The organism is Bradyrhizobium sp. 157 (assembly GCF_023073815.1).
GTDB lineage: Bacteria > Pseudomonadota > Alphaproteobacteria > Rhizobiales > Xanthobacteraceae > Bradyrhizobium.
In genome coordinates this window covers 168,563-187,159 of the sequence record NZ_JADPKF010000111.1, presented here as the reverse complement: position 1 = coordinate 187,159, position 18,597 = coordinate 168,563, and the positions used below count along the sequence as shown (strand labels likewise).

17 protein-coding genes are annotated in these 18,597 nt (G+C 62.4%); 5 read left to right on the top strand and 12 right to left on the bottom strand.

Annotated features, from left to right (window positions below):
- Positions 1–216 precede the first annotated feature (216 nt).
- From holA to IVA95_RS35030, 4 genes are all read right to left on the bottom strand, one after another.
- Complete coding sequence (gene holA, locus IVA95_RS35045) at positions 217–1,245, bottom strand: DNA polymerase III subunit delta (RefSeq protein WP_247514657.1); 1,029 nt, start codon at positions 1,243–1,245, stop codon at positions 217–219.
- A gap of 117 nt (positions 1,246–1,362) precedes the next feature.
- Positions 1,363–1,914 carry an LPS assembly lipoprotein LptE gene (lptE, locus tag IVA95_RS35040; protein ID WP_247514656.1) on the bottom strand — a complete coding sequence of 184 codons (552 nt, stop codon included), beginning with the start codon at positions 1,912–1,914 and terminating at the stop codon, positions 1,363–1,365.
- Positions 1,901–4,561: a leucine--tRNA ligase gene (gene leuS / locus IVA95_RS35035; protein ID WP_247514655.1), complete on the bottom strand. Its 2,661-nt coding sequence runs from the start codon at positions 4,559–4,561 to the stop codon at positions 1,901–1,903. Before leuS ends, lptE begins: the two co-directional genes overlap by 14 nt.
- Positions 4,562–4,689: 128 nt before the next feature.
- Positions 4,690–6,381, bottom strand: a complete 1,692-nt coding sequence (locus tag IVA95_RS35030) for a diguanylate cyclase (RefSeq protein ID WP_247514654.1) — start codon at positions 6,379–6,381, stop codon at positions 4,690–4,692.
- A gap of 121 nt (positions 6,382–6,502) precedes the next feature.
- On the opposite strand from IVA95_RS35030, the gene IVA95_RS35025 reads away from it, so the two are divergent.
- Positions 6,503–7,180: a YggS family pyridoxal phosphate-dependent enzyme gene (locus IVA95_RS35025; protein ID WP_247514653.1), complete on the top strand. Its 678-nt coding sequence runs from the start codon at positions 6,503–6,505 to the stop codon at positions 7,178–7,180.
- Positions 7,181–7,313: 133 nt separating this feature from the next.
- Here the strand turns inward: IVA95_RS35025 and IVA95_RS35020 are convergent, their stop codons facing one another.
- Both IVA95_RS35020 and IVA95_RS35015 read right to left on the bottom strand, forming a co-directional pair.
- Positions 7,314–8,099 carry a hydratase gene (locus IVA95_RS35020; protein WP_247514652.1) on the bottom strand — a complete coding sequence of 262 codons (786 nt, stop codon included), beginning with the start codon at positions 8,097–8,099 and terminating at the stop codon, positions 7,314–7,316.
- Positions 8,100–8,113: 14 nt separating this feature from the next.
- On the bottom strand, positions 8,114–8,683 hold the full coding sequence (locus IVA95_RS35015; RefSeq protein WP_247514651.1) for a L,D-transpeptidase family protein: 570 nt from the start codon (positions 8,681–8,683) through the stop codon (positions 8,114–8,116).
- Positions 8,684–8,952: 269 nt separating this feature from the next.
- Here IVA95_RS35015 and IVA95_RS35010 point away from each other — a divergent pair, with 269 nt between their 5' ends.
- Both IVA95_RS35010 and IVA95_RS35005 read left to right on the top strand, forming a co-directional pair.
- Positions 8,953–9,639 carry a response regulator transcription factor gene (locus IVA95_RS35010; RefSeq protein ID WP_028348340.1) on the top strand — a complete coding sequence of 229 codons (687 nt, stop codon included), beginning with the start codon at positions 8,953–8,955 and terminating at the stop codon, positions 9,637–9,639.
- A 51-nt stretch (positions 9,640–9,690) separates the two neighbouring features.
- Complete coding sequence (locus IVA95_RS35005; RefSeq protein ID WP_247514650.1) at positions 9,691–10,131, top strand: cyclic nucleotide-binding domain-containing protein; 441 nt, start codon at positions 9,691–9,693, stop codon at positions 10,129–10,131.
- A gap of 3 nt (positions 10,132–10,134) precedes the next feature.
- Here IVA95_RS35005 and IVA95_RS35000 read toward each other — a convergent pair whose 3' ends face one another.
- The 4 genes from IVA95_RS35000 to IVA95_RS34985 form a co-directional block, all read right to left on the bottom strand.
- A complete protein-coding gene (locus IVA95_RS35000; protein WP_247514649.1) occupies positions 10,135–10,950 on the bottom strand; it encodes an exodeoxyribonuclease III in 816 nt (271 codons plus the stop codon).
- A gap of 126 nt (positions 10,951–11,076) precedes the next feature.
- Positions 11,077–11,883, bottom strand: a complete 807-nt coding sequence (locus IVA95_RS34995; RefSeq protein WP_247514648.1) for an outer membrane lipoprotein carrier protein LolA — start codon at positions 11,881–11,883, stop codon at positions 11,077–11,079.
- Positions 11,884–12,002: 119 nt separating this feature from the next.
- Positions 12,003–14,444 (bottom strand): DNA translocase FtsK, encoded by a 2,442-nt coding sequence (locus tag IVA95_RS34990; protein WP_247514647.1) that lies wholly within the window; start codon positions 14,442–14,444, stop codon positions 12,003–12,005.
- A gap of 13 nt (positions 14,445–14,457) precedes the next feature.
- On the bottom strand, positions 14,458–15,684 hold the full coding sequence (locus tag IVA95_RS34985) for an aminotransferase class I/II-fold pyridoxal phosphate-dependent enzyme (protein WP_247514646.1): 1,227 nt from the start codon (positions 15,682–15,684) through the stop codon (positions 14,458–14,460).
- A gap of 176 nt (positions 15,685–15,860) precedes the next feature.
- On the opposite strand from IVA95_RS34985, the gene IVA95_RS34980 reads away from it, so the two are divergent.
- Positions 15,861–16,097, top strand: coding sequence for an AbrB/MazE/SpoVT family DNA-binding domain-containing protein (locus IVA95_RS34980; protein WP_057844908.1), 237 nt, complete (start codon positions 15,861–15,863; stop codon positions 16,095–16,097).
- Positions 16,094–16,504 carry a type II toxin-antitoxin system VapC family toxin gene (locus IVA95_RS34975; RefSeq protein ID WP_213250602.1) on the top strand — a complete coding sequence of 137 codons (411 nt, stop codon included), beginning with the start codon at positions 16,094–16,096 and terminating at the stop codon, positions 16,502–16,504. The genes IVA95_RS34980 and IVA95_RS34975 overlap by 4 nt, the downstream gene beginning before the upstream one ends.
- A 171-nt stretch (positions 16,505–16,675) precedes the next feature.
- Here IVA95_RS34975 and IVA95_RS34970 read toward each other — a convergent pair whose 3' ends face one another.
- Both IVA95_RS34970 and IVA95_RS34965 read right to left on the bottom strand, forming a co-directional pair.
- Complete coding sequence (locus tag IVA95_RS34970) at positions 16,676–18,118, bottom strand: ammonium transporter (protein WP_247514645.1); 1,443 nt, start codon at positions 18,116–18,118, stop codon at positions 16,676–16,678.
- A 37-nt stretch (positions 18,119–18,155) separates the two neighbouring features.
- The gene (locus IVA95_RS34965; RefSeq protein WP_008142813.1) at positions 18,156–18,494 is read right to left on the bottom strand and encodes a P-II family nitrogen regulator; all 339 of its coding nucleotides are present in this window, start codon (positions 18,492–18,494) and stop codon (positions 18,156–18,158) included.
- Positions 18,495–18,597 lie beyond the last annotated feature (103 nt).

The window sequence follows — 18,597 nt, the reverse complement described above, 5'->3', positions numbered from 1 at the left end:
TAATCTTCGTCATGGACGGTCCCCTTGTCTGGTTCGACTCAGCATCGCCAGTCTGGCACATCGATGCCGTTCGGGGGCCGTCCACCCCATCATTGCGAGGAGCGACAGCGACGACTTGTCCGCCGTAGCTCGAAGAGCGAAGGCGGAAGCAATCCATTCCTCCACTTGCAGCGCTAGGGATTGCTTCGCTCGCGATGACGATCTGAAACACCTTCCTTACCCCCTTCGCTTGGCATTCGCTGCGATCGAGAGCAGCGTGCGCAGCGCGATCGCTGACGCGAGCGAAGCCTGCTTGCGCATGTCGAGGGCGGCGGTTCCGAGCTGATCGATGATGGTGGCCAGCCGCGGCGCGCTGAAATTGCGCAGCGCGATTTCGACGGCGCCCTTTCGCGAAAAGTGCAGGCGCGGATAGCCGCTTTCCAGCAAGGTCGAGACCGGCGTGCCTTCGGCCACCGCGAGCGCCGATTTGTGCAGCCATGCTGCCTGGCGCTGCGCGGCCGAGATGATCACGCCGGGATAAGTGCCGGCGACCATCGCCTTGGCGAACTCGCTTTCGACCAAGTCCGGCTTGCCGGCAAAGGCGCCATCCACGATCGCGTCGAGTTTTAGCTCGGACGCATCGGACACCACGGTCATGACGTCATCGAGCGCGATCTCGCCCTTGCCATGGGCATACAGCGCGAGCTTGCGGAGCTCGTTGCGCGAGGCCTGGCGGTCGCCGCCGAGCAATGACATCAGCACCGCGCGGGCATCTGAGGCGATGCGCAAATTTGAACTCCGTAATTCCTCATCGATCAGCCTGATGAGGTCGCGCTCGGTGTCGGGATAGCAGGCGATGGCAACCGCAGTCTTGGCGCGCTCGCAGGCCTTGCGCAGCGGCGATTCCGGCCGCAACTCGCCGGCCTCGATCACGATGCGGCAATCCTTGATCGGCGAATCGGCCAGCGTGTCGACGCCGCTGGCGAAACTGCGGGAGCCGGCGCGCACACGGATCGCGCGCCGGCCGCCGAACATCGGGATCGTCATGGCCTCGTCGACCAGCCGCGACGGCTCGGCGGCCAACTCATCGCCGTCCAGCCGCACCAGCGAAAACGGGTCGTTGGGGTCGTCGACCGCGGACGCGATCAGCGCGTCGGCGCGCTCGCGCACGAGGCCGGCATCGGGGCCGTACAGCAGGATAATAGGGCGGCCGGCATCAGGCCGGGCGAGAAAAGCGTCGATGTCTTTTCCGCGGAGCGCGACCACGACGGACCCTTCTTGGCGTCATTCCCCGGGACACGCGTCTTCGCGGGGACCCGGAATCCAGAGATTGCTGCGCGAGATTCCGGGTTGGTGCTTCGCACGCTCCGGAATGACGGAACATCAGGTGCCGGCGTAGAAATAGGACGCGAGCCGGGTCTGGATGTTTTCCGCGATCTCGTTGGCGGCGCGGTCCTCGGCGTCGCGGAAAGCGCGGGCGCGGGCGAAGCGCTGCAACTGGCCGGGGACGTCATAGGACACGCGGGAGAAAGTCGTGCCCGTCATGACGGACTTGTTGGTGGCGAGGTCGATCAGATTGTATTGTGCGTCGATGCCGACATTTTCGCTCGATGGCAGCGCCGTGGCTGGATCGAGCATCAGCGAGGACCGCGAAGTGTTAAAGCGCAGTACCAGCCGGTGCGTCGGCGGCATGCCGGTGGCGTTGCCGTAGAGCTTGAACGCCAGGGCGTTGCGGATCTCGACCTGAATTCGGGCTTCCCGCGAGGCGTTATTTTTCTCGACCGGTGGGATTTCCACGCCCATCAGCTTTTCGCGCAAACCAGGCTTGCCATCGGTACGTTCGGCATACATCGGCTGAAAACAGCCGGCCGTGAGCGCCGCCAGAGCGGCGACGGCGATGAGCCGAACGGCGATCCGGGTCCTAGCCAACGACATTCACGATCCTCATGGGAACTACGATTACCTTGCGGACGGTCTTGCCGCCGAGGGCGAGTTTTACCGCATCGAGCGCCAAAACGGCAGCCTCAATTTCCGGATTTTGGGCGACCCGTGGCACGGTAACATCACCCCGCTTCTTGCCGTTGACCTGGACCACCAGCGTCACGGTGTCTTCAACCAGCAAATCGCGTTCGATTTGCGGCCAGTCGGCCTCCGAAATCAGCCCGGACTGCCCCAGCACCTGCCAGCACTCCTCGGCCAGATGCGGCATCATCGGCGCGAACAATTGAACCAGGATGATTGCGGCCTCGCGGACGGACCAGGCCAGGTCCGGCGCCGGCTTACCCTCACGGCCCAGCACCTCGGCAAGCGCATTGGTGAATTCCCGGATATGGGCGAGGCAGACATTGAAATGCAGCCGCTCGATCCCGGATGACACCTTGTCGAGCGCGCCATGAGCCGCCTTGCGCAAGCCAAGCGCATCCGCCCCGAACGAGGCCGGCCGCGCGGCCGGGGTTATCTTGGCGATTTCAGCCGATTCATTCACCAGCCGCCACAGCCGCTGCACGAAGCGTGAGGCACCCTGCACGCGCTCGTCGCTCCAGATCACGTCCCGATCCGGCGGCGAGTCCGACAGCATGAACCAGCGCGCGACGTCGGCACCGTAGGTCGCGATGATGTCGTCGGGGTCGACGGTGTTCTTCTTCGATTTCGACATCTTTTCGATCGCGCCGATCGCGACCTCCTCGCCGCTGTCGAGCAGCGTGGCACGGCGGCCGTTGCCGCCGGTCTCGACCTTCACCTCGGCCGGTGTCACGTAGGAACCATCGGCCTTTTGATAGGTCTCGTGCACCACCATGCCTTGCGTGAACATGCCGGCGAACGGCTCGTCCATGCTAATGTGGCCGGTCGCCTTCATCGCGCGGGTGAAGAAGCGGCTGTACAAGAGATGCAGGATCGCGTGCTCGACCCCGCCGATATACTGGTCGACCGGCATCATCCGGTTGGCAACATCAGGCGTGGTCGGCGCCTTCTCGTTCCAGGGATCGGTGAAACGCGCAAAATACCAGGACGAATCCACGAACGTGTCCATGGTGTCGGTTTCACGCTGCGCCTTGCCGCCGCATTTGGGGCAGGTGACGTGCTTCCAGGTCGGATGATGGTCGAGCGCATTGCCGGGTTTGTCGAAGGTTGCGTCCTCCGGCAGCGTCACCGGCAGATCGGCGTCGGGGACCGGCACCACGTCGCATTTCGGACAATGGATCACCGGGATCGGACAGCCCCAATAGCGCTGGCGCGAAATGCCCCAGTCGCGCAGGCGGAAATTCACTTGCCGCTCGCCGACGGCCCCCATCCTTCCCTCCCCCGCTTGCGGGGGAGGGTTAGGGAGGGGGCGCATTTCCTTTTCCAGCCGCTTGGCAACCTCTTCCTTGGCCTCGTCAATGGTCATGCCATCAAGGAAGCGAGAATTGATCATGCGGCCATCGCCGTCATAGGCGGTGTCGGTGATGACGAAGCTTTTCGGGTCCTGGCCTTCCGGGCAGACCACGGGCGTGTTGCCGAGATTGTACTTGTTGACGAAATCGAGGTCGCGCTGGTCGTGCGCGGGGCAGCCGAAGATGGCGCCGGTGCCATATTCCATCAGCACGAAGTTCGCGACATAGATCGGCAGTTTCCAGTTCGGGTCGAACGGGTGCACGGCCTTGATGCCGGTGTCAAAGCCCTGCTTCTCCGCGGTGTCGATGATCTCCTGCGCGGTACCGATTCGCTTCACCTCGGCGATGAACTCGGCGAGCTTTGGGTTCTTCGTGGCCGCCGCCTGCGCCAGCGGATGATCGGCCGAGATCGCCATGAATTTTGCGCCGAACAGCGTGTCGGGGCGCGTGGTGAAGATCTTCAGCTCTGTTTCGCCGGCCGGAGTCGTCGCCGCATCTAGCGCGAAGCGGATCAGCAGGCCTTCCGAGCGGCCGATCCAGTTGCGCTGCATCAGGCGGACCTTGTCCGGCCAGCGGTCCAGGCCATCAAGCGCGTCCAAGAGTTCCTGCGAGTATTTCGTGATCTTGAAGACCCACTGATTCATCTCGCGCTGCTCGACGACGGCGCCCGAGCGCCAGCCGCGGCCGTCGATCACCTGCTCGTTGGCGAGCACGGTCATGTCGACCGGGTCCCAGTTGATCTTGCGCTTCTCGCGTTCGGCCAGGCCGGCGCGCAAGAAGTCCAAAAACATCTTCTGCTGATGCTTGTAATAGGCGGGATCGCAGGTCGCGAACTCGCGTGACCAGTCGAGCGACAGACCGATCGACCGCAACTGCTTCTTCATCGCGGCGATGTTGTCGTAGGTCCACGCCTTTGGCGCGACCTTGCGCTCGATCGCGGCGTTCTCGGCCGGCAGCCCGAACGCGTCCCAGCCCATCGGGTGCAGCACGTTGAAACCCTTGGCGCGCATGAAGCGGGCCAGCACGTCGCCCAGCGTGTAGTTCCGGACATGCCCGATATGGATGCGCCCGGACGGGTAGGGGAACATCTCGAGCACGTAGTATTTCGGCCGCGGATCGTCGTTTTTCGAGGCGAAAATCGCCTTTTCGTCCCACTGGCGTTGCCAGCGCGGCTCGGAATCACGGGCGTTGTAACGTTCGGAAGTCATGGAATCGCAGGGCTTTTTGTGGATTCGGGTCCCGTCCAGAGGACGGCGGACTAGGCCACAAAAGCGGCTGCGGGGTCAACGGGTCGGGACAGTGGGGCGCGTTTCAGCCGATGGCGTGGAGCGTCGGCTCACCCGGCCATCGCGATCCCGGCCTCGTCCACCAGCTTGGCAAAGCCGTGCTCGACCACGGTGTTGCGGCCGCGGTGCTTGGCGGCGTAGAGGGCGGCGTCCGCGGCCTCGATCAGGTCGCCGGGCGTTTGGGCGTCATTCGGAAGGGTCGCGGCGACGCCAACGCTGACGGTGACGGTGCGGTGGCTGGAGGTGATGTGCGGCAGGCCGAGGCCTTGAACGGTGGCACGCACGGATTCGCCGACCTCCAACGCTTTTTGCGGGCTGGTGTTCGGCAGCAGCAAGCAGAACTCTTCGCCGCCATAGCGGCCGGCAAAGCCCAGATTGTCGGCGGCGATGCCGGCCAGCGCTTCGCCGATCCGGGTGAGGCAGGCGTCGCCTTCCGGGTGCCCATAGGTGTCGTTGTAGAGCTTGAAGTGATCGACATCGATCATCAGCAGCGACAGCTCGCTATGATACTGCTGCGCCTTCATCCATTCGAAATCGAGCCGGCTCTGGAAGCCGCGCCGGTTGGCTAGGCCGGAGAGCATGTCGATCGACGCCATCACGGTGAGCCGGTCGTTGGTGGCAACGAGCTCACGCTCGCGCTGGCTGAGTTGCGTCGCCATGGCGTTGAAGGCGCGGGCCAGCGGCATGAACTCCGACGGCAGGCGGCTGCGCGAGACGCGGGCCGACGAGTCGCCTTCGCCGAACCGCCTGGCCATGCCGGTCATGACTTCGATCGGGTTGATGATGAGCTTTTCCGCGCCGATCAGCGCGCCGAGCAGCACGAACAGGCAGACCAGTCCGAGCTGCAGATAGGCGGTGCGGATATCGCGGTTGATCGCCGCCGTGATCTTGGCTTCGTCGATGCTGACGATAAGACGCGATTGCGTGCCGGGAATGCGCGCGAAACTGATCGCGCGTTGCGATCCGTCGGCAGCGGTGAAGGATAGCGAACCAGTCGGGGTGTCGGAAACGAGCGCCTTGTGCGCGATGGCCGTCAGCAGCGGCACGTTATTGAGCGGCTTGCCGATCATACTGGCCCCGTCAGCCGGCGCGGCCAGCACGACACCGGCGCCATCGACCAGCAGCGCCGAAATGCCCGGCCGTCCGCCGAGCTTGGCCATGATCTTCGACATCCAGTCGAGATTGATGCCGGCGACTACCACGGCGTCTTCTTCCGGATTGATCGCGGCCACCGGATAAGCCGCCATCAGAATCGGTTTGTTCGTCATTCGGGCGAACAGATAGTCGCTGAAAACGAAGCCGCGGGTTTGCTGCGCCTTCCTGAAATATTCGCGATCGGCGATGTCGAGCCCGACCAGCATGTTCAGTGTCGAACACTGCACCACGCCTTCCCTGCTGACGATCATGATGCTGCGAATCCAGGGCAGGTTGGTCGGCAGACTGGCGCGCAGGATTTCGCAACTGCGTCCGATGCCACTGGAGGCGCGGATATAGGCGGCCGATTTCAGCATCGTTTCAACCGACGAGACGATCTGGCGCTGGGTCTCCGCAGTGTGCAGCGTGATGTTGGCGTATTCCTCCGAAGCCATCGCGATCTGCTTGGCGCGCGCGTCTTCGAGCGAACGGACCCGTTCCAGCATCAAGGGCGCCACCAGCATCACGGCGAGCAACGCAAGTCGCGCCCGGATTCCGAGAAGCTTCTTGAGTTTGACGCGATTGCGGTTGAAACTGACGCCAGACATCATGCCCCCGACACGGCATGCATGGTAGTGTGAAGGGTTCAAAAAGCCTTTCTCGAACTTGGTAAAATTCGAGGAAACGCCGTAAAATTTCCGATCGAAATCAGGACATGACGCGAGAGAGATGGCGACACCGCTAACCAAGTCTTTACCAAATGGCCTGACTCAGGTGGAGCAAGACATCGCGCGCGCGTGCAAGGAAGCGCGCCGCGAGCGCACATCGGTGACGCTGATCGCGGTATCGAAGACGTTTGATGCAACGGCGATTGCGCCGGTTATCGATGCCGGACAGCGCGTGTTCGGCGAAAACCGCGTACAGGAAGCCAAAGCGAAATGGCCGCCGCTGGTATCTGCCCACCCCGGGATTGCGCTGCATCTGATCGGGCCGCTGCAATCCAACAAGGCGCGGGAAGCCGTGGCGCTATTCGACGCCATCCATTCAGTCGACCGTCCCAGCATCTGCGAAGCGCTGGCCAAGGAAATCAATTCGCAGAAGAAGCGTCCGGAATTGTTCGTTCAGATCAACACCGGCGAGGAACCGCAGAAGGCCGGCATCGCGCCCGGCGAGGCGGATGCCTTTATCGCGAGCTGCCGCGACAAATACGGTCTGGTCATTTCCGGCTTGATGTGCATTCCGCCGGTGAACGAGGCGCCGGCACCGCATTTTGCATTGACCGCCAAGATCGCCGCGCGTAACGGGCTGAAAAATCTGTCGATGGGCATGAGCGCCGACTTTGCAGTCGCGATCCAGATGGGCGCGACGCATGTGCGCGTCGGCTCGGCGATTTTTGGCGCGCGGTAATTTCGTCATTGCGAGCCAACGGGTCGCGCGAATGCGCGCCCGATGACAGGCTCCGCGAAGCAATCCATTCTTTCAATCTGCGGACGGATGGATTGCTTCGTCGCTGTCGCTCCTCGCAATGACGTCGAGAAAGCTACTTGAATCCCACCGACACTTTTCCGAGCGACCCGAAATCGACCGCGCAGAAATCTCCTGATTGAATCGGCAGCGGTGCATGACAGGTCCCGGTGGTGACGATCCGGCCTGCCTTCAGCGTCACGCCAAGCTGGCGCAGTTCATTGGCGAGCCAGGTCAGCGCAATGCGCGGATCGCCCAACACGTTCTTGCCGTGGCCAACGAATTGCTGGCCGCGCATCGTGATGACCGGCCGTTCCTCGACGAGGTCCATTGAACGCCAATCGGCTGTTGCGGCAGGCCCGAGCACGAACAGATGTGCGCAGGCATTGTCGGCGATGATCTGTTCGGCACCGGCGCTGACGAAATCCTGAAACCGCGAATCCGGAATTTCGATGGCCGGATGCAGCGTGTCGATCGCATCGAGCACCTGCTGCGTCGTATAGGGCGTGGAGCGCGCCGGCAGATCCACGCGCATGCGAAAGGCGTATTCGGGTTCGGCGACGCGCATTTCGTTGCCTGCCATCGAAGCCATTCCGCCGTCGGGGACGACGGTCTCGGCCAGAATGCGCCCGGCCATCGGGCCGTCGACGTTGATGTGCTTTTGTCCGGCCTCGCTGGTCGCCGCGATCTTCCAGCCGAACAAAGTATCGGACGAGTATTTTTCGATTCCCGCCTGGATCGCGTAGGCCTCAATGCGGTCGCGCGGTCGCAGCGATTCGTCGAGGCCGGATAATTTGGTGCCGGCGCGCCAGTGGTCATGCAGGGTCTTTGATGCGGCCGTTATTGCGTTCCTGTCGAGCATTGTTTGATTCCCCATCAGCCGATCATGATTTTCGTCTGCGGTCCCATCCGCCGCAACAGCCGCAGCATGGCGGGTTTCGTCATCGAGACGCATCCCGCCGTCGGCGAGAAATTGGTCCGCGCCAGATGCAGGAACACGGCGCTGCCACGGCCGGCAATTCGCGGCGCGCTGTTGTGATCGATTTCGACGATGAAGTCGTAGAGGTGATCCTCGCGCGTCAGCCGGTCACCAGCCTGGTCCCGGACCAGACGGATTGGCTGGTTATAACGGCGGTCCTGCGGGTCCTCGCACCAGGCGTCTTCGGGCCGGATCGGCCGGACCGGCAGATAGGTCCGCGGCCGGGGATGGCGGTCGGCGCGCCACCACAATTGCAGCGGATGATAGATGCCTCGCGGAGTGCCGCCGTCGCCCTCCCGTTTGTTGGCGAGGATGCCGCCGCGGCCAAGTGCCACCGGCACGGTCCAGCCGTCCGCCGTCAGCCAGCCCCGACAGGGGTCGCCGGCAGCCCTGCGGACCCGGATTGCCGTCAGTGGCCAATCACGCGCATCTGTCTGATAAGTGATTGAAATGGCGTTACTTTCCATGCCAATGCCCGAACCTTGGGGTTGCTTGCCATGCCTCAATTGCTCTATTTGGCGGCATTACAGGACATTCATCCAAACGCGCCTCAAATCTGGGATAGACTGCGGTTCGGCTTGTGAAACTGTAACAATCTCTTACCTCAATGCGAATCAGTGCCTGATCACCCGGCTTGCTTGTGAAGTTGCCCACGAATCAGGTTGTTATCGACCAAGACCCGGCTTGAGACACTCTCGCTTGTGTCCCGCCGCCTGCCTCAAGAGGATCGTATCCTATGCCCAATGCCCGCAAGATCCTGATCGTGGATGACGACACCGATCTGCGCGATACGTTGGTGGAGCAATTGTCGCTGCATGAGGAATTCGAAGCCTCCGCAGTCGATACCGGCGCCAAGGGCGCCAGCGCCGCCAAAGCCAATTCCCCCGACTTGGTGCTGATGGATGTCGGCTTGCCCGATACTGACGGACGTGAAGTCGTACGCAGCCTGCGCAAAGGCGGCTTCAAGGCGCCGATCATCATGCTGACCGGCCACGATACCGATTCGGACACGATTCTGGGGCTCGAATCAGGGGCCAATGATTACGTCGCAAAGCCATTCCGGTTCGCCGTGCTGCTCGCCCGAATCAGGGCGCAGCTCCGCCAGCACGAGGCCAGCGAGGACGCGGTATTCTCCGTCGGCCCCTACAGTTTCCGGCCCGGCTCCAAGATGCTGACTGCCGCCAATGCCAGAAAGGTGCGGCTTACCGAGAAGGAAACCGCGATCCTGCGCTTCCTGTATCGCGCCGGCCAGTTGCCGGTATCGCGCGAGACGCTGCTGCAGGAAGTCTGGGGCTACAATTCGGGCGTTACCACGCACACGCTGGAAACCCATATCTACCGTCTCAGGCAGAAGATCGAGAAAGATGCGGCCAATCCGGAAATCCTGGTGACGGAAGCCGGTGGCTACAAACTGGTGCCGTGATACGATTCGCAGCCACGATTCGTAATTCTCGCGCATCCCGGTCAACGGTCCATGTCGATCGACGATGATGTAGCCCTGCTTGAGCGGGTCCCGACACTGCGCCTGTTGGGGACGGCGGCGCTACGCATGCTGGCGATCGGCTCGGAGCAGCGCGATTTCTCACCCGGCGATTATCTGTTCAATGCCGGCGACGACGCGGATGCGGGCTATATCGTGCAGCGCGGATCGTTCCGCGTCGAAGACGGTGGCGCTGAAGTCGTTGCGGGACCCGGGGCCCTGATCGGCGAATTGGCGCTGATCGTGGCCATGAAACGGCCGTCCAGCGCGGTCGCGCTTGATCATTCCTCTGTTATCCGGGTGTCACGCAGCCTGTTTCAGCGCGTGCTCGAAAGTGACCCCGCCGCGGCGCGCCGCCTGCGCGACGAACTCGCCACCCGCACCAGCCAGCTCGCCAGCGATATTCTGATGGCAGGCGCGAAACTGAACATCTGATCGCTACACCTCCAGCGTCACCGTGACAGGCACGTGGTCCGATGGACGCTCCCAGCCGCGCGCATCGCGGGTAATCCTGAAATCGCTGACAGCGTCCTTCAGCGCGCGCGAGACCCAGATGTGGTCGAGCCGACGGCCACGGTCGCCAACCGTCCAGTCGGCAGCGCGGTAGCTCCACCACGTATAGACCTTTTCCGAAAGCGGGATCCGCTCGCGAGCGACGTCGAACCATTCGCCATGGGCCTGCGCGGCCAGGAGCTTTTCGCATTCGATCGGCGTGTGCGAGACGACCTTTAGAAGCTGCTTGTGCGACCACACGTCGTTTTCATGTGGTGCAACGTTGAGATCGCCGACCAGGATATGCCGGTCGTCACCGCGCGGATGCAGCGGTTCGCAGGCCTTCATCTCGTCGAGAAATTTCAGCTTGTGATCGAATTTCGGATTGAGAACGGGATCGGGAATGTCGCCGCCGGCTGGAACGTAGAAATTGTGCAGCACCAGCGGCTTTGCAAGCTGGGCCTTCTCGCCGAACGCCACCGAGACGTGACGCGAATCAATCTTTTCGCAGAAGGTTCTGATGTCGGTGGTGTCGAAGGGCAGTTTCGAGACGATGGCGACGCCGTGATAGCCCTTCTGCCCGTTCAGCGCGACATGCTCATAGCCAAGACGTTTGAACCGCTTCAGCGGAAAAGCATCGTCGATACATTTGGTTTCCTGCAGGCACAGCACATCCGGTCGCGCCGATTTGAGGAATTTGGCGACGATATCAATGCGCAGGCGCACCGAATTGATATTCCACGTTGTCAGGGAAAAACGCATGGGAGCCGTGTCTTACCACGGTTCATGACGACGTCGCGCGCTTTGTCCACAGGTGGAATTTCGTAGGGTGGACAAACGCGCATTTGCGCCGTGCCCACCCATGCATCCTAATGGAAAGCGCGCCGCTCAGTTCGCCGGAGTAGTGTAGTTGGTGAAGTCGATCTTGAACAGGCCGGGATCGACCTTCTTGGACGAGTCCAGATTATAGACCGCAACCGTGGTGTCGTAGCCCTGCGGATCGGTTACCGTCCATTGCTTGAGCTGGCCGTCCTTGACCCCAACCATCAGCATCAGCCGGCTGGTGCCGATCAGGGCCTGCTTCTCCTCGATGGTGACGCTGATGTAAACGTCATCCGCCGTGACGTTGACGACATTGGTGTCCTTCAACAGATCGATCCGGTCCGACAGCAGGAAACGCAGCGGCGTTTGCGACAGCGGGTAGATGTCCTGGGTCGCGAGCCTGCGATCGCGCACGGCCAGCGACGAGCCATCGGCGATAATCGCGATGGGACTGGGGTCGTCATATTCGAAACGTACCTTGCCCGGCTTCTGGATGTAGAAATCGCCCTTGGTCCTGCTGCCGTCAGGGCCGACTTGGACGAAATTTCCGACCAGCGTCTGCAGCGACGAGAGATATGAACTCACCCGCGCAGCCTGCGCCTTCTGGTTGGCATCGAAGGTTGCAAAAACATTGGCCGGGACATTGCGGCGCGGGTCCGGAAGCACCGGATTCGGCGGCGCCTGGCTCGCGCCGGTGGTCATCGGCGCCTTTTCCTGTGCGCTCATCTGCACATTGCCGTCGCGGGCCTTGGGCGCGGGCTTTGGAACCGGCACAGTCTGCGAGAGAGCCGATGTCGCGAAGCCGGCGATGGATGTAGCTATCAAAAGGGCCAGTCCGGAGCGCAGCCAGCGATGGGTGGGTTGTTGTGTCATCAGATATTTCGGATCTCTATTCGACGAGGCATCCCGCTGCCGGCCAGTTTATCGTGCTTTCGAGCAAAGGAGATATCGTTTTTCCGTGAAATCGTTGCGTCGAATCCATCTTCACCGCTTTAGAATCCGCCCTCTTCCTCCTCGACCAGAATTTCGCGTTTGCCGGCGTGATTCGCTTGGCCAACGATGCCTTCCTGTTCCATTCGTTCCATCAGCGAGGCGGCGCGGTTGTAGCCGATTTGCAGCCGGCGCTGAATATAGGACGTCGAGGCCTTGCGGTCGCGCTTGACGATCGCAACCGCCTGCGCGAACAGGTCGCCGCCACCATCGCCGCCCATACCGGTGGAATCGAATACCGCGCCGTCTTCCTCGCTCGGCTCCTCCGCAGTCACCGCTTCCAGATACTCGGGCGCGCCTTGCGTCTTGAGGTGACGCACGACCTTCTCGACTTCTTCGTCCGATGCAAATGGTCCGTGCACGCGGCTGATGCGACCGCCGCCGGCCATATAGAGCATGTCGCCCTGACCGAGCAGTTGCTCGGCGCCCATCTCGCCGAGAATAGTGCGGCTGTCGATCTTCGATGTGACCTGGAATGCGATGCGGGTCGGGAAGTTAGCCTTGATGGTGCCGGTGATGACGTCGACCGATGGACGCTGCGTCGCGAGAATGACGTGCAGGCCGGCGGCGCGCGCCATCTGCGCCAGGCGCTGCACCGCGCCTTCGATGTCCTTGCCCGCCACCATCATCAGGTCGGCCATTTCGTCGACGATGATGACGATATAGGGCAGCGGCTCAAGCTCGAGCTTTTCTTCCTCGTAGATTGCCTTCCCGGTTTCCTTGTCGAAGCCGGTATGCACCGTGCGCGTCAGCTCCTCGCCCTTGGCCTTGGCTTCGACGAGGCGCTGGTTATAGCCGTCAATGTTGCGCACACCGAGCTTAGCCATTTTCTTGTAGCGCTCCTCCATCTCGCGCACGGCCCATTTCAGCGCCACCACCGCCTTCTTCGGATCGGTCACGACCGGCGTCAGCAAATGCGGGATGCCGTCATAGACGGAGAGCTCGAGCATCTTGGGATCGACCATGATCAGGCGGCACTGATCCGGCCTCAGGCGATAAACTAGGCTGAGGATCATTGTGTTGATGGCGACTGATTTGCCGGAGCCGGTTGTACCCGCGATCAGCATATGCGGTGTACGCGCCAGATCGATGATGATGGATTCGCCACCGATGTTTTTTCCGAGACAGAGCGGCAACTTCACCGTCGACTCGTTGCTGTCCTTTGTGGTCAGCAATTCGCGCAGGTAAACTTTTTCACGATGCGCATTTGGCAGCTCGATGCCGATGGCGTTGCGGCCGGCAACCACGGCGACGCGCGCCGAAAGCGCACTCATCGATCTGGCGATGTCGTCGGCAAGGCCGATGACGCGCGAGGATTTGATGCCGGGCGCCGGTTCGAGTTCGTACAGCGTCACGACCGGGCCGGGATTGGCCTTGACGATCTCGCCGCGGACGCCGAAATCGCCGAGCACGCCTTCCAGCGCGCGCGAATTGGCTTCCAGTTCGGCCTTGCTGAGCGGCTGCCGGTCGGACGCCTTCGGCGCCGTCAGCATCGAGACTGAAGGGAGTTCGAACTTGTCGGATTTCTTCGCCGCTGCGCGCGGTGCAGGCTTCTTGCGCGGAGTGCGGGCGGCGGGCACTTCCTCGTCCTCCTCTTCCTCTTCTTCCTCGAATTCCTCTTGCTGCGGGGCCAATGCCGGTGCGGCACGGCCGCCGAGGCTCGGTTCCTGACGTTCGAACGAGGACTTGCGAGGCGGCGGCGAACTCGACACCAGCGACCGGTAGGCCGCGCCCATCAGCCATCCAAGCCGAGCCTTTGCGCTCATCAGGGCATGGTACACCCATCCGAGCGATACCGAACTGCGATCCTCTTTCTCAACGAAGGGCGCGTCATCGTCCTCGATCGGCGTTAGCTCTTCCTCTTTCGGGCGCGAGCCCCAGCCGCTGGCAAACAGAAAGGCCGCAGCCATCGCCGCAAACAGGATGATGCCGAGCACAAGACGATAGGTGAAGCCGGCCGGGCCGAACACCACGGCGGGCGCACGCACCAGCGCGTCGCCGACGACGCCGCCAAGGCCGGTCGGCAGCGCCCACGCCCCGCCATGCGGCCAGCAGCTTGCAAAGCCTGCCGCGATCACCGTGCAGAGAATCCAGCACCCAAGGCGCAACGCTTCGCGGTCGAAGGTGCGGTGCGTCAGCATGCGCCAGCCCCACACTGCGACGGGGAGGATCAGCATGATCGCGCCGAGCCCGAGAATCTGCATCAACAGATCGGCGCCGATCGCGCCGGGATAACCGAGAACGTTGCGGATCGGACGCGAGGTCGCGTGGCTCAGGCTCGGGTCCTGCACCGACCACGTCATCAGCGCCGCCGCCGCCACACCGGACAGCGCGATCAGGCTGAGGCCGGCAAGTTCGCGCAGCCGCCGCGCCAGCGCCTCGCGGATCGAGACCGGCAGATGGCCGACCAGGGGAATGACACGTTCGATCGCTGGCATGCTCATTAAGGCCCTGCGATTAATCCAGAGTTTCGACCAGCCGGTGCAATGCCTCGGCCGTTGATTCACTATCGGAGACCAGCGCCAGGCGGATGTAGCCCGCGCCGGGATTGAAGCCGTCATTCTGCAGACGCGACAAATAACTTCCGGGGATCACACGGACACCCGCATCCCGATAGAGTTTCACCGCCGCCGCCTCGTCGCCACCGCGTTCGGATACATCGAGCCAAACGCAGAATCCGCCGGCCGGCCGGACATAGCCGTAGCGGCTGCCAAGAATCTGGTCGGCAAGATCGAATTTGATGCGATACAGGCGACGATTTTCTTCGACATGCGTCTCGTCGCTATAGGCGGCGACCGCGACGTGTTGCAGCGGCACCGGCACTTGCGGCGCCGCGACGTTGCGAAACTCATGGAAGGCGGCGAGGAACTTGTTATCCCCGGCGGCAAAGCCGACGCGCATGCCCGGAAGATTGGAGCGCTTCGACAGCGACTGGAACACAACGACATTGGCAAAGTCGGGCCCGGCGCATTCGAGTGCGCTGCCCGGCGCCTGCCTGGTGTAGATTTCCGAATAGCACTCGTCGCTCAGGATCATGAAGCCGTAGGCATCGGCAAGCTTCTTCAGCCGCGTGAAGTAGTCGCGCGAAGCGACCGCGCCTTGCGGGTTGGCGGGCGAGGCAATGAACATCGCAACGGTTCGGGCCAGTGTCGCCTCGTCGAGCGTGGCGAGATCCGGCAGGAATCCGTTGGCGAGCGTGGTCGGAAGGTAGACCAATTCGCAGCCTGCAGCGCGGGCGCCTGCGCCATAGGCCGGATAGAACGGGTTGGGCATCAGGATCGCGGGCCTGCCCTTGCGCGGGCCAACATAACGGGCGGCCGTGATCGCCGCGAAAAACAGCCCCTCCCGGCTGCCGTTCAGCACCAGGATTTCACTCTCGGGGTCGATCGGGCGGGGGAGTTGGAACCGGTTCGAAAGCCAGTTGGCGGCGGAGCGCCGGAACGGCTCGATGCCCTTAGCCAATGGATAGCGGCCGAACTCTGCAATGTGTTTCGCCAGCACCGGCCCGACGAAGTCCGGAACCGGGTGCTGCGGCTCGCCTAATGAGAGCGTGATCAATGGCTTGGCCGGCTGGTAAGGCGCCAGCAGCTCGGCTGTGCGCAAAAACGGCGAGCGTTCGGCCTGACCGGCAGGAGTTGCAGTGCCGGCGCCTTGCGCCACGCCGGAAGAGGCGGTCATTGCCATGTCTGAAACGCCAGCACTTTCAAAAGCGGTCAAAGGACCTAAGCGAGCCCCGGAAACCCATCAAACCACCATAGATACGGCGAGGTTAAGACGCGATTAACCATCGGCTGGTCTGGACATTTTGCGGAGTATTACCATATTTTCACTAGGTATTACCAAGGCCAGAGGAGGTTCCCATGGCAACGACAGTTACGAGCAAGGGCCAAGTGACGATTCCGAAACGAGTCCGCGACTATTTGGGCATTCAGCCCGGCAGTCAGGTCGATTTCCGTCGTAGTGCCGATGGCGGCGTGGTGATCGAGAAAGCCGATGGGCCTCGGCCGCCCAGCAGGTTTGCCAAGGCGCGAGGGTCGGCTGGGCCGGGCATGACGACCGATGAGTTGATGGCTCTCTTGCGTGGCGAACCGGAATGACGCTCGTCGATTCGAATGTCCTCCTAGATGTCATCACCGACGGTGAGGTATGGGCGGACTGGGCGCAAGAACAGCTCGAACAAGCAGCTTCCTCCGGGCCGCTTGTCATCAATGACGTCATCTATTCCGAGATATCGACACGGTACGCGACGGTCGAAGGCGTGGACGCGATGCTCCGCAATTTGGACATCGACTTGGCGACGATCCCGCGCGCCGCGCTCTTTCTCGCTGGCAAAGCTTACCTGCGGTACCGCAGCGCCGGGGGGCTTCGTACTGGCGTGCTGGCGGATTTCTTCATTGGCGCTCACGCCGCTGTCGAACAGCTACCGCTTCTGACACGCGATGCAAAGCGCTACAGAACCTATTTCCCCACGCTCGAGCTGATCACACCAGAACGCGAACAATAGCGCCCAGCGTCCGACCGCCCCCGGGCAGCAAGCACTTTTCGGGCGAGGCGAGCACAAAAAGAAAGGGGCTCCAACTTGCGCTGGAGCCCCTCAACGGTCAGGGCATTGCCGGGTATGTGCCCGAACCGGAGTTGTGGATGCGACCCTGGAAGGATCGCACCCCGGGAGAACTTACATGTTGTAGGCGCGCTCGGTGTGCTCGGTGACGTCGAGGCCTTCACGCTCTGTCTCGACGTTGACGCGCAGGCCGACGATGACATCGACGACCTTGAACAGGATCGCCGAGCCGATGCCCGACCATACCAGTGTGGTGCAGACGCCCCACAGCTGCGAGGTCATCTGGGCAACGAAGTCGTAGTCCGCGATCTTGCCGGCGACATAATCCATGACGCCGGTGCCGCCGAGGGCCGGATTGACCAGGATGCCGGTGCCGAGCGCGCCGACAATGCCGCCGACACAGTGGACCCCGAACACATCGAGCGAGTCGTCATAGCCGAGCGAGTTCTTTACCACGGTGCAGAAGAACAGGCAGACGACGCCGACCACGAGACCGAGCACGATCGCGCCCATCGGACCGGCAAAGCCGGCCGCAGGTGTGACCGCCACGAGACCCGCCACCGCACCCGACAACGCGCCGAGCACGGAAGGATGGCCCTTGACGATCCACTCCGCGAACATCCAGGCCATCGCCGCCGCTGCGGTCGCAACGAAGGAGTTGGTCATGGCAAGCGCGGCGCCGCCGGAGGCTTCGAGGTTCGATCCGGCATTGAAGCCGAACCAGCCGACCCAGAGCAGCGAAGCGCCGATCATGCTCATGGTCAGCGAGTGCGGAGCCATCAGCTCCTTGCCGTAGCCGACACGCTTGCCGATCAGGAGCGCACCGACCAGACCGGCGATACCGGCGTTGATGTGCACCACGGTGCCGCCGGCGAAGTCGATTGCGCCCTTCTTGAAGATCCAGCCGGCATCGGCGTTGATCTCGTCGAGCTTGGCCTGCGCCGCGGTCTTCGCCGCACCGTCAGTCGCCGCGGCAAGCGCCTTGGCTGCGTCCGTGATCAGGTCCGGTCCCGGCCAATACCAAACCATGTGCGCGATCGGGAGGTAGATCAGGGTGACCCAGAGCGGTACGAACAGGGCAATCGCCGCGAACTTCATGCGTTCGGCGAAGGCGCCGACGATGAGGGCGGGGGTGATTGCCGCGAAGGTCATCTGGAAGCAGATATAGATAAGCTCGGAGATGTTGGCGTCGACACTGAAGGTCGCCGCTTTCGAATCGGTCGTCACGCCCATCAGGAAGGCCTTGGAGAAGCCGCCGATGAAGTCGGAACCGCCGGTGAAGGCGAGGCTGTAGCCGTAGAGCGCCCAGAGCAGGACGACGATGCAGACGGTATAGAAAACCTGCATCAGTACCGAGAGCATGTTCTTGGAACGGACGAGACCGCCATAGAACAGCGCCAGGCCCGGAATCGTCATCAACAGCACCAGCACTGTCGACGTCAGCATCCAGGCGTTGTCGCCCTTGTTGACGGTCGGCTCGGCGTAGGCAGCGGTCGCGGCGAACAGGCCGACTGCGAGGGCCGCCAGTCCCGCGCCATAGGGACGTTTAAACGTCATTGAATTTACTCCTGAGTGGTAAGATTTGTGCGCGAAATCAGAGGGCCGCGGCATCCGCCTCGCCGGTGCGGATGCGTACCGCATGGTCGAGGTTGATGACGAAGATCTTGCCGTCGCCGATCTGTCCGGTCTTGGCAGCCGATGTGATGGCGTCGATGGTCTTGTCGACCTGGTCCGAGGCGACCGCGACCTCGATCTTGATCTTGGGCAGGAAGCTCACGGCGTATTCGGCGCCACGATAGATTTCTGTATGGCCCTTCTGGCGGCCATAACCTTTGACTTCCGTCACCGTGAGACCGTGAACGCCAATGGCGGTCAGGGCGTCCCGGACTTCTTCGAGTTTGAATGGCTTGATGATCGCCATAACAATTTTCATGGGTCTTGGTCCCCGCTTGGGCCCGGGTCAGCGGACCGGGCGTTCTCGACTGAGGTTCACCACGCGGAGATGTTCACTGCGCGGGCACAGTCGGGACCCATAG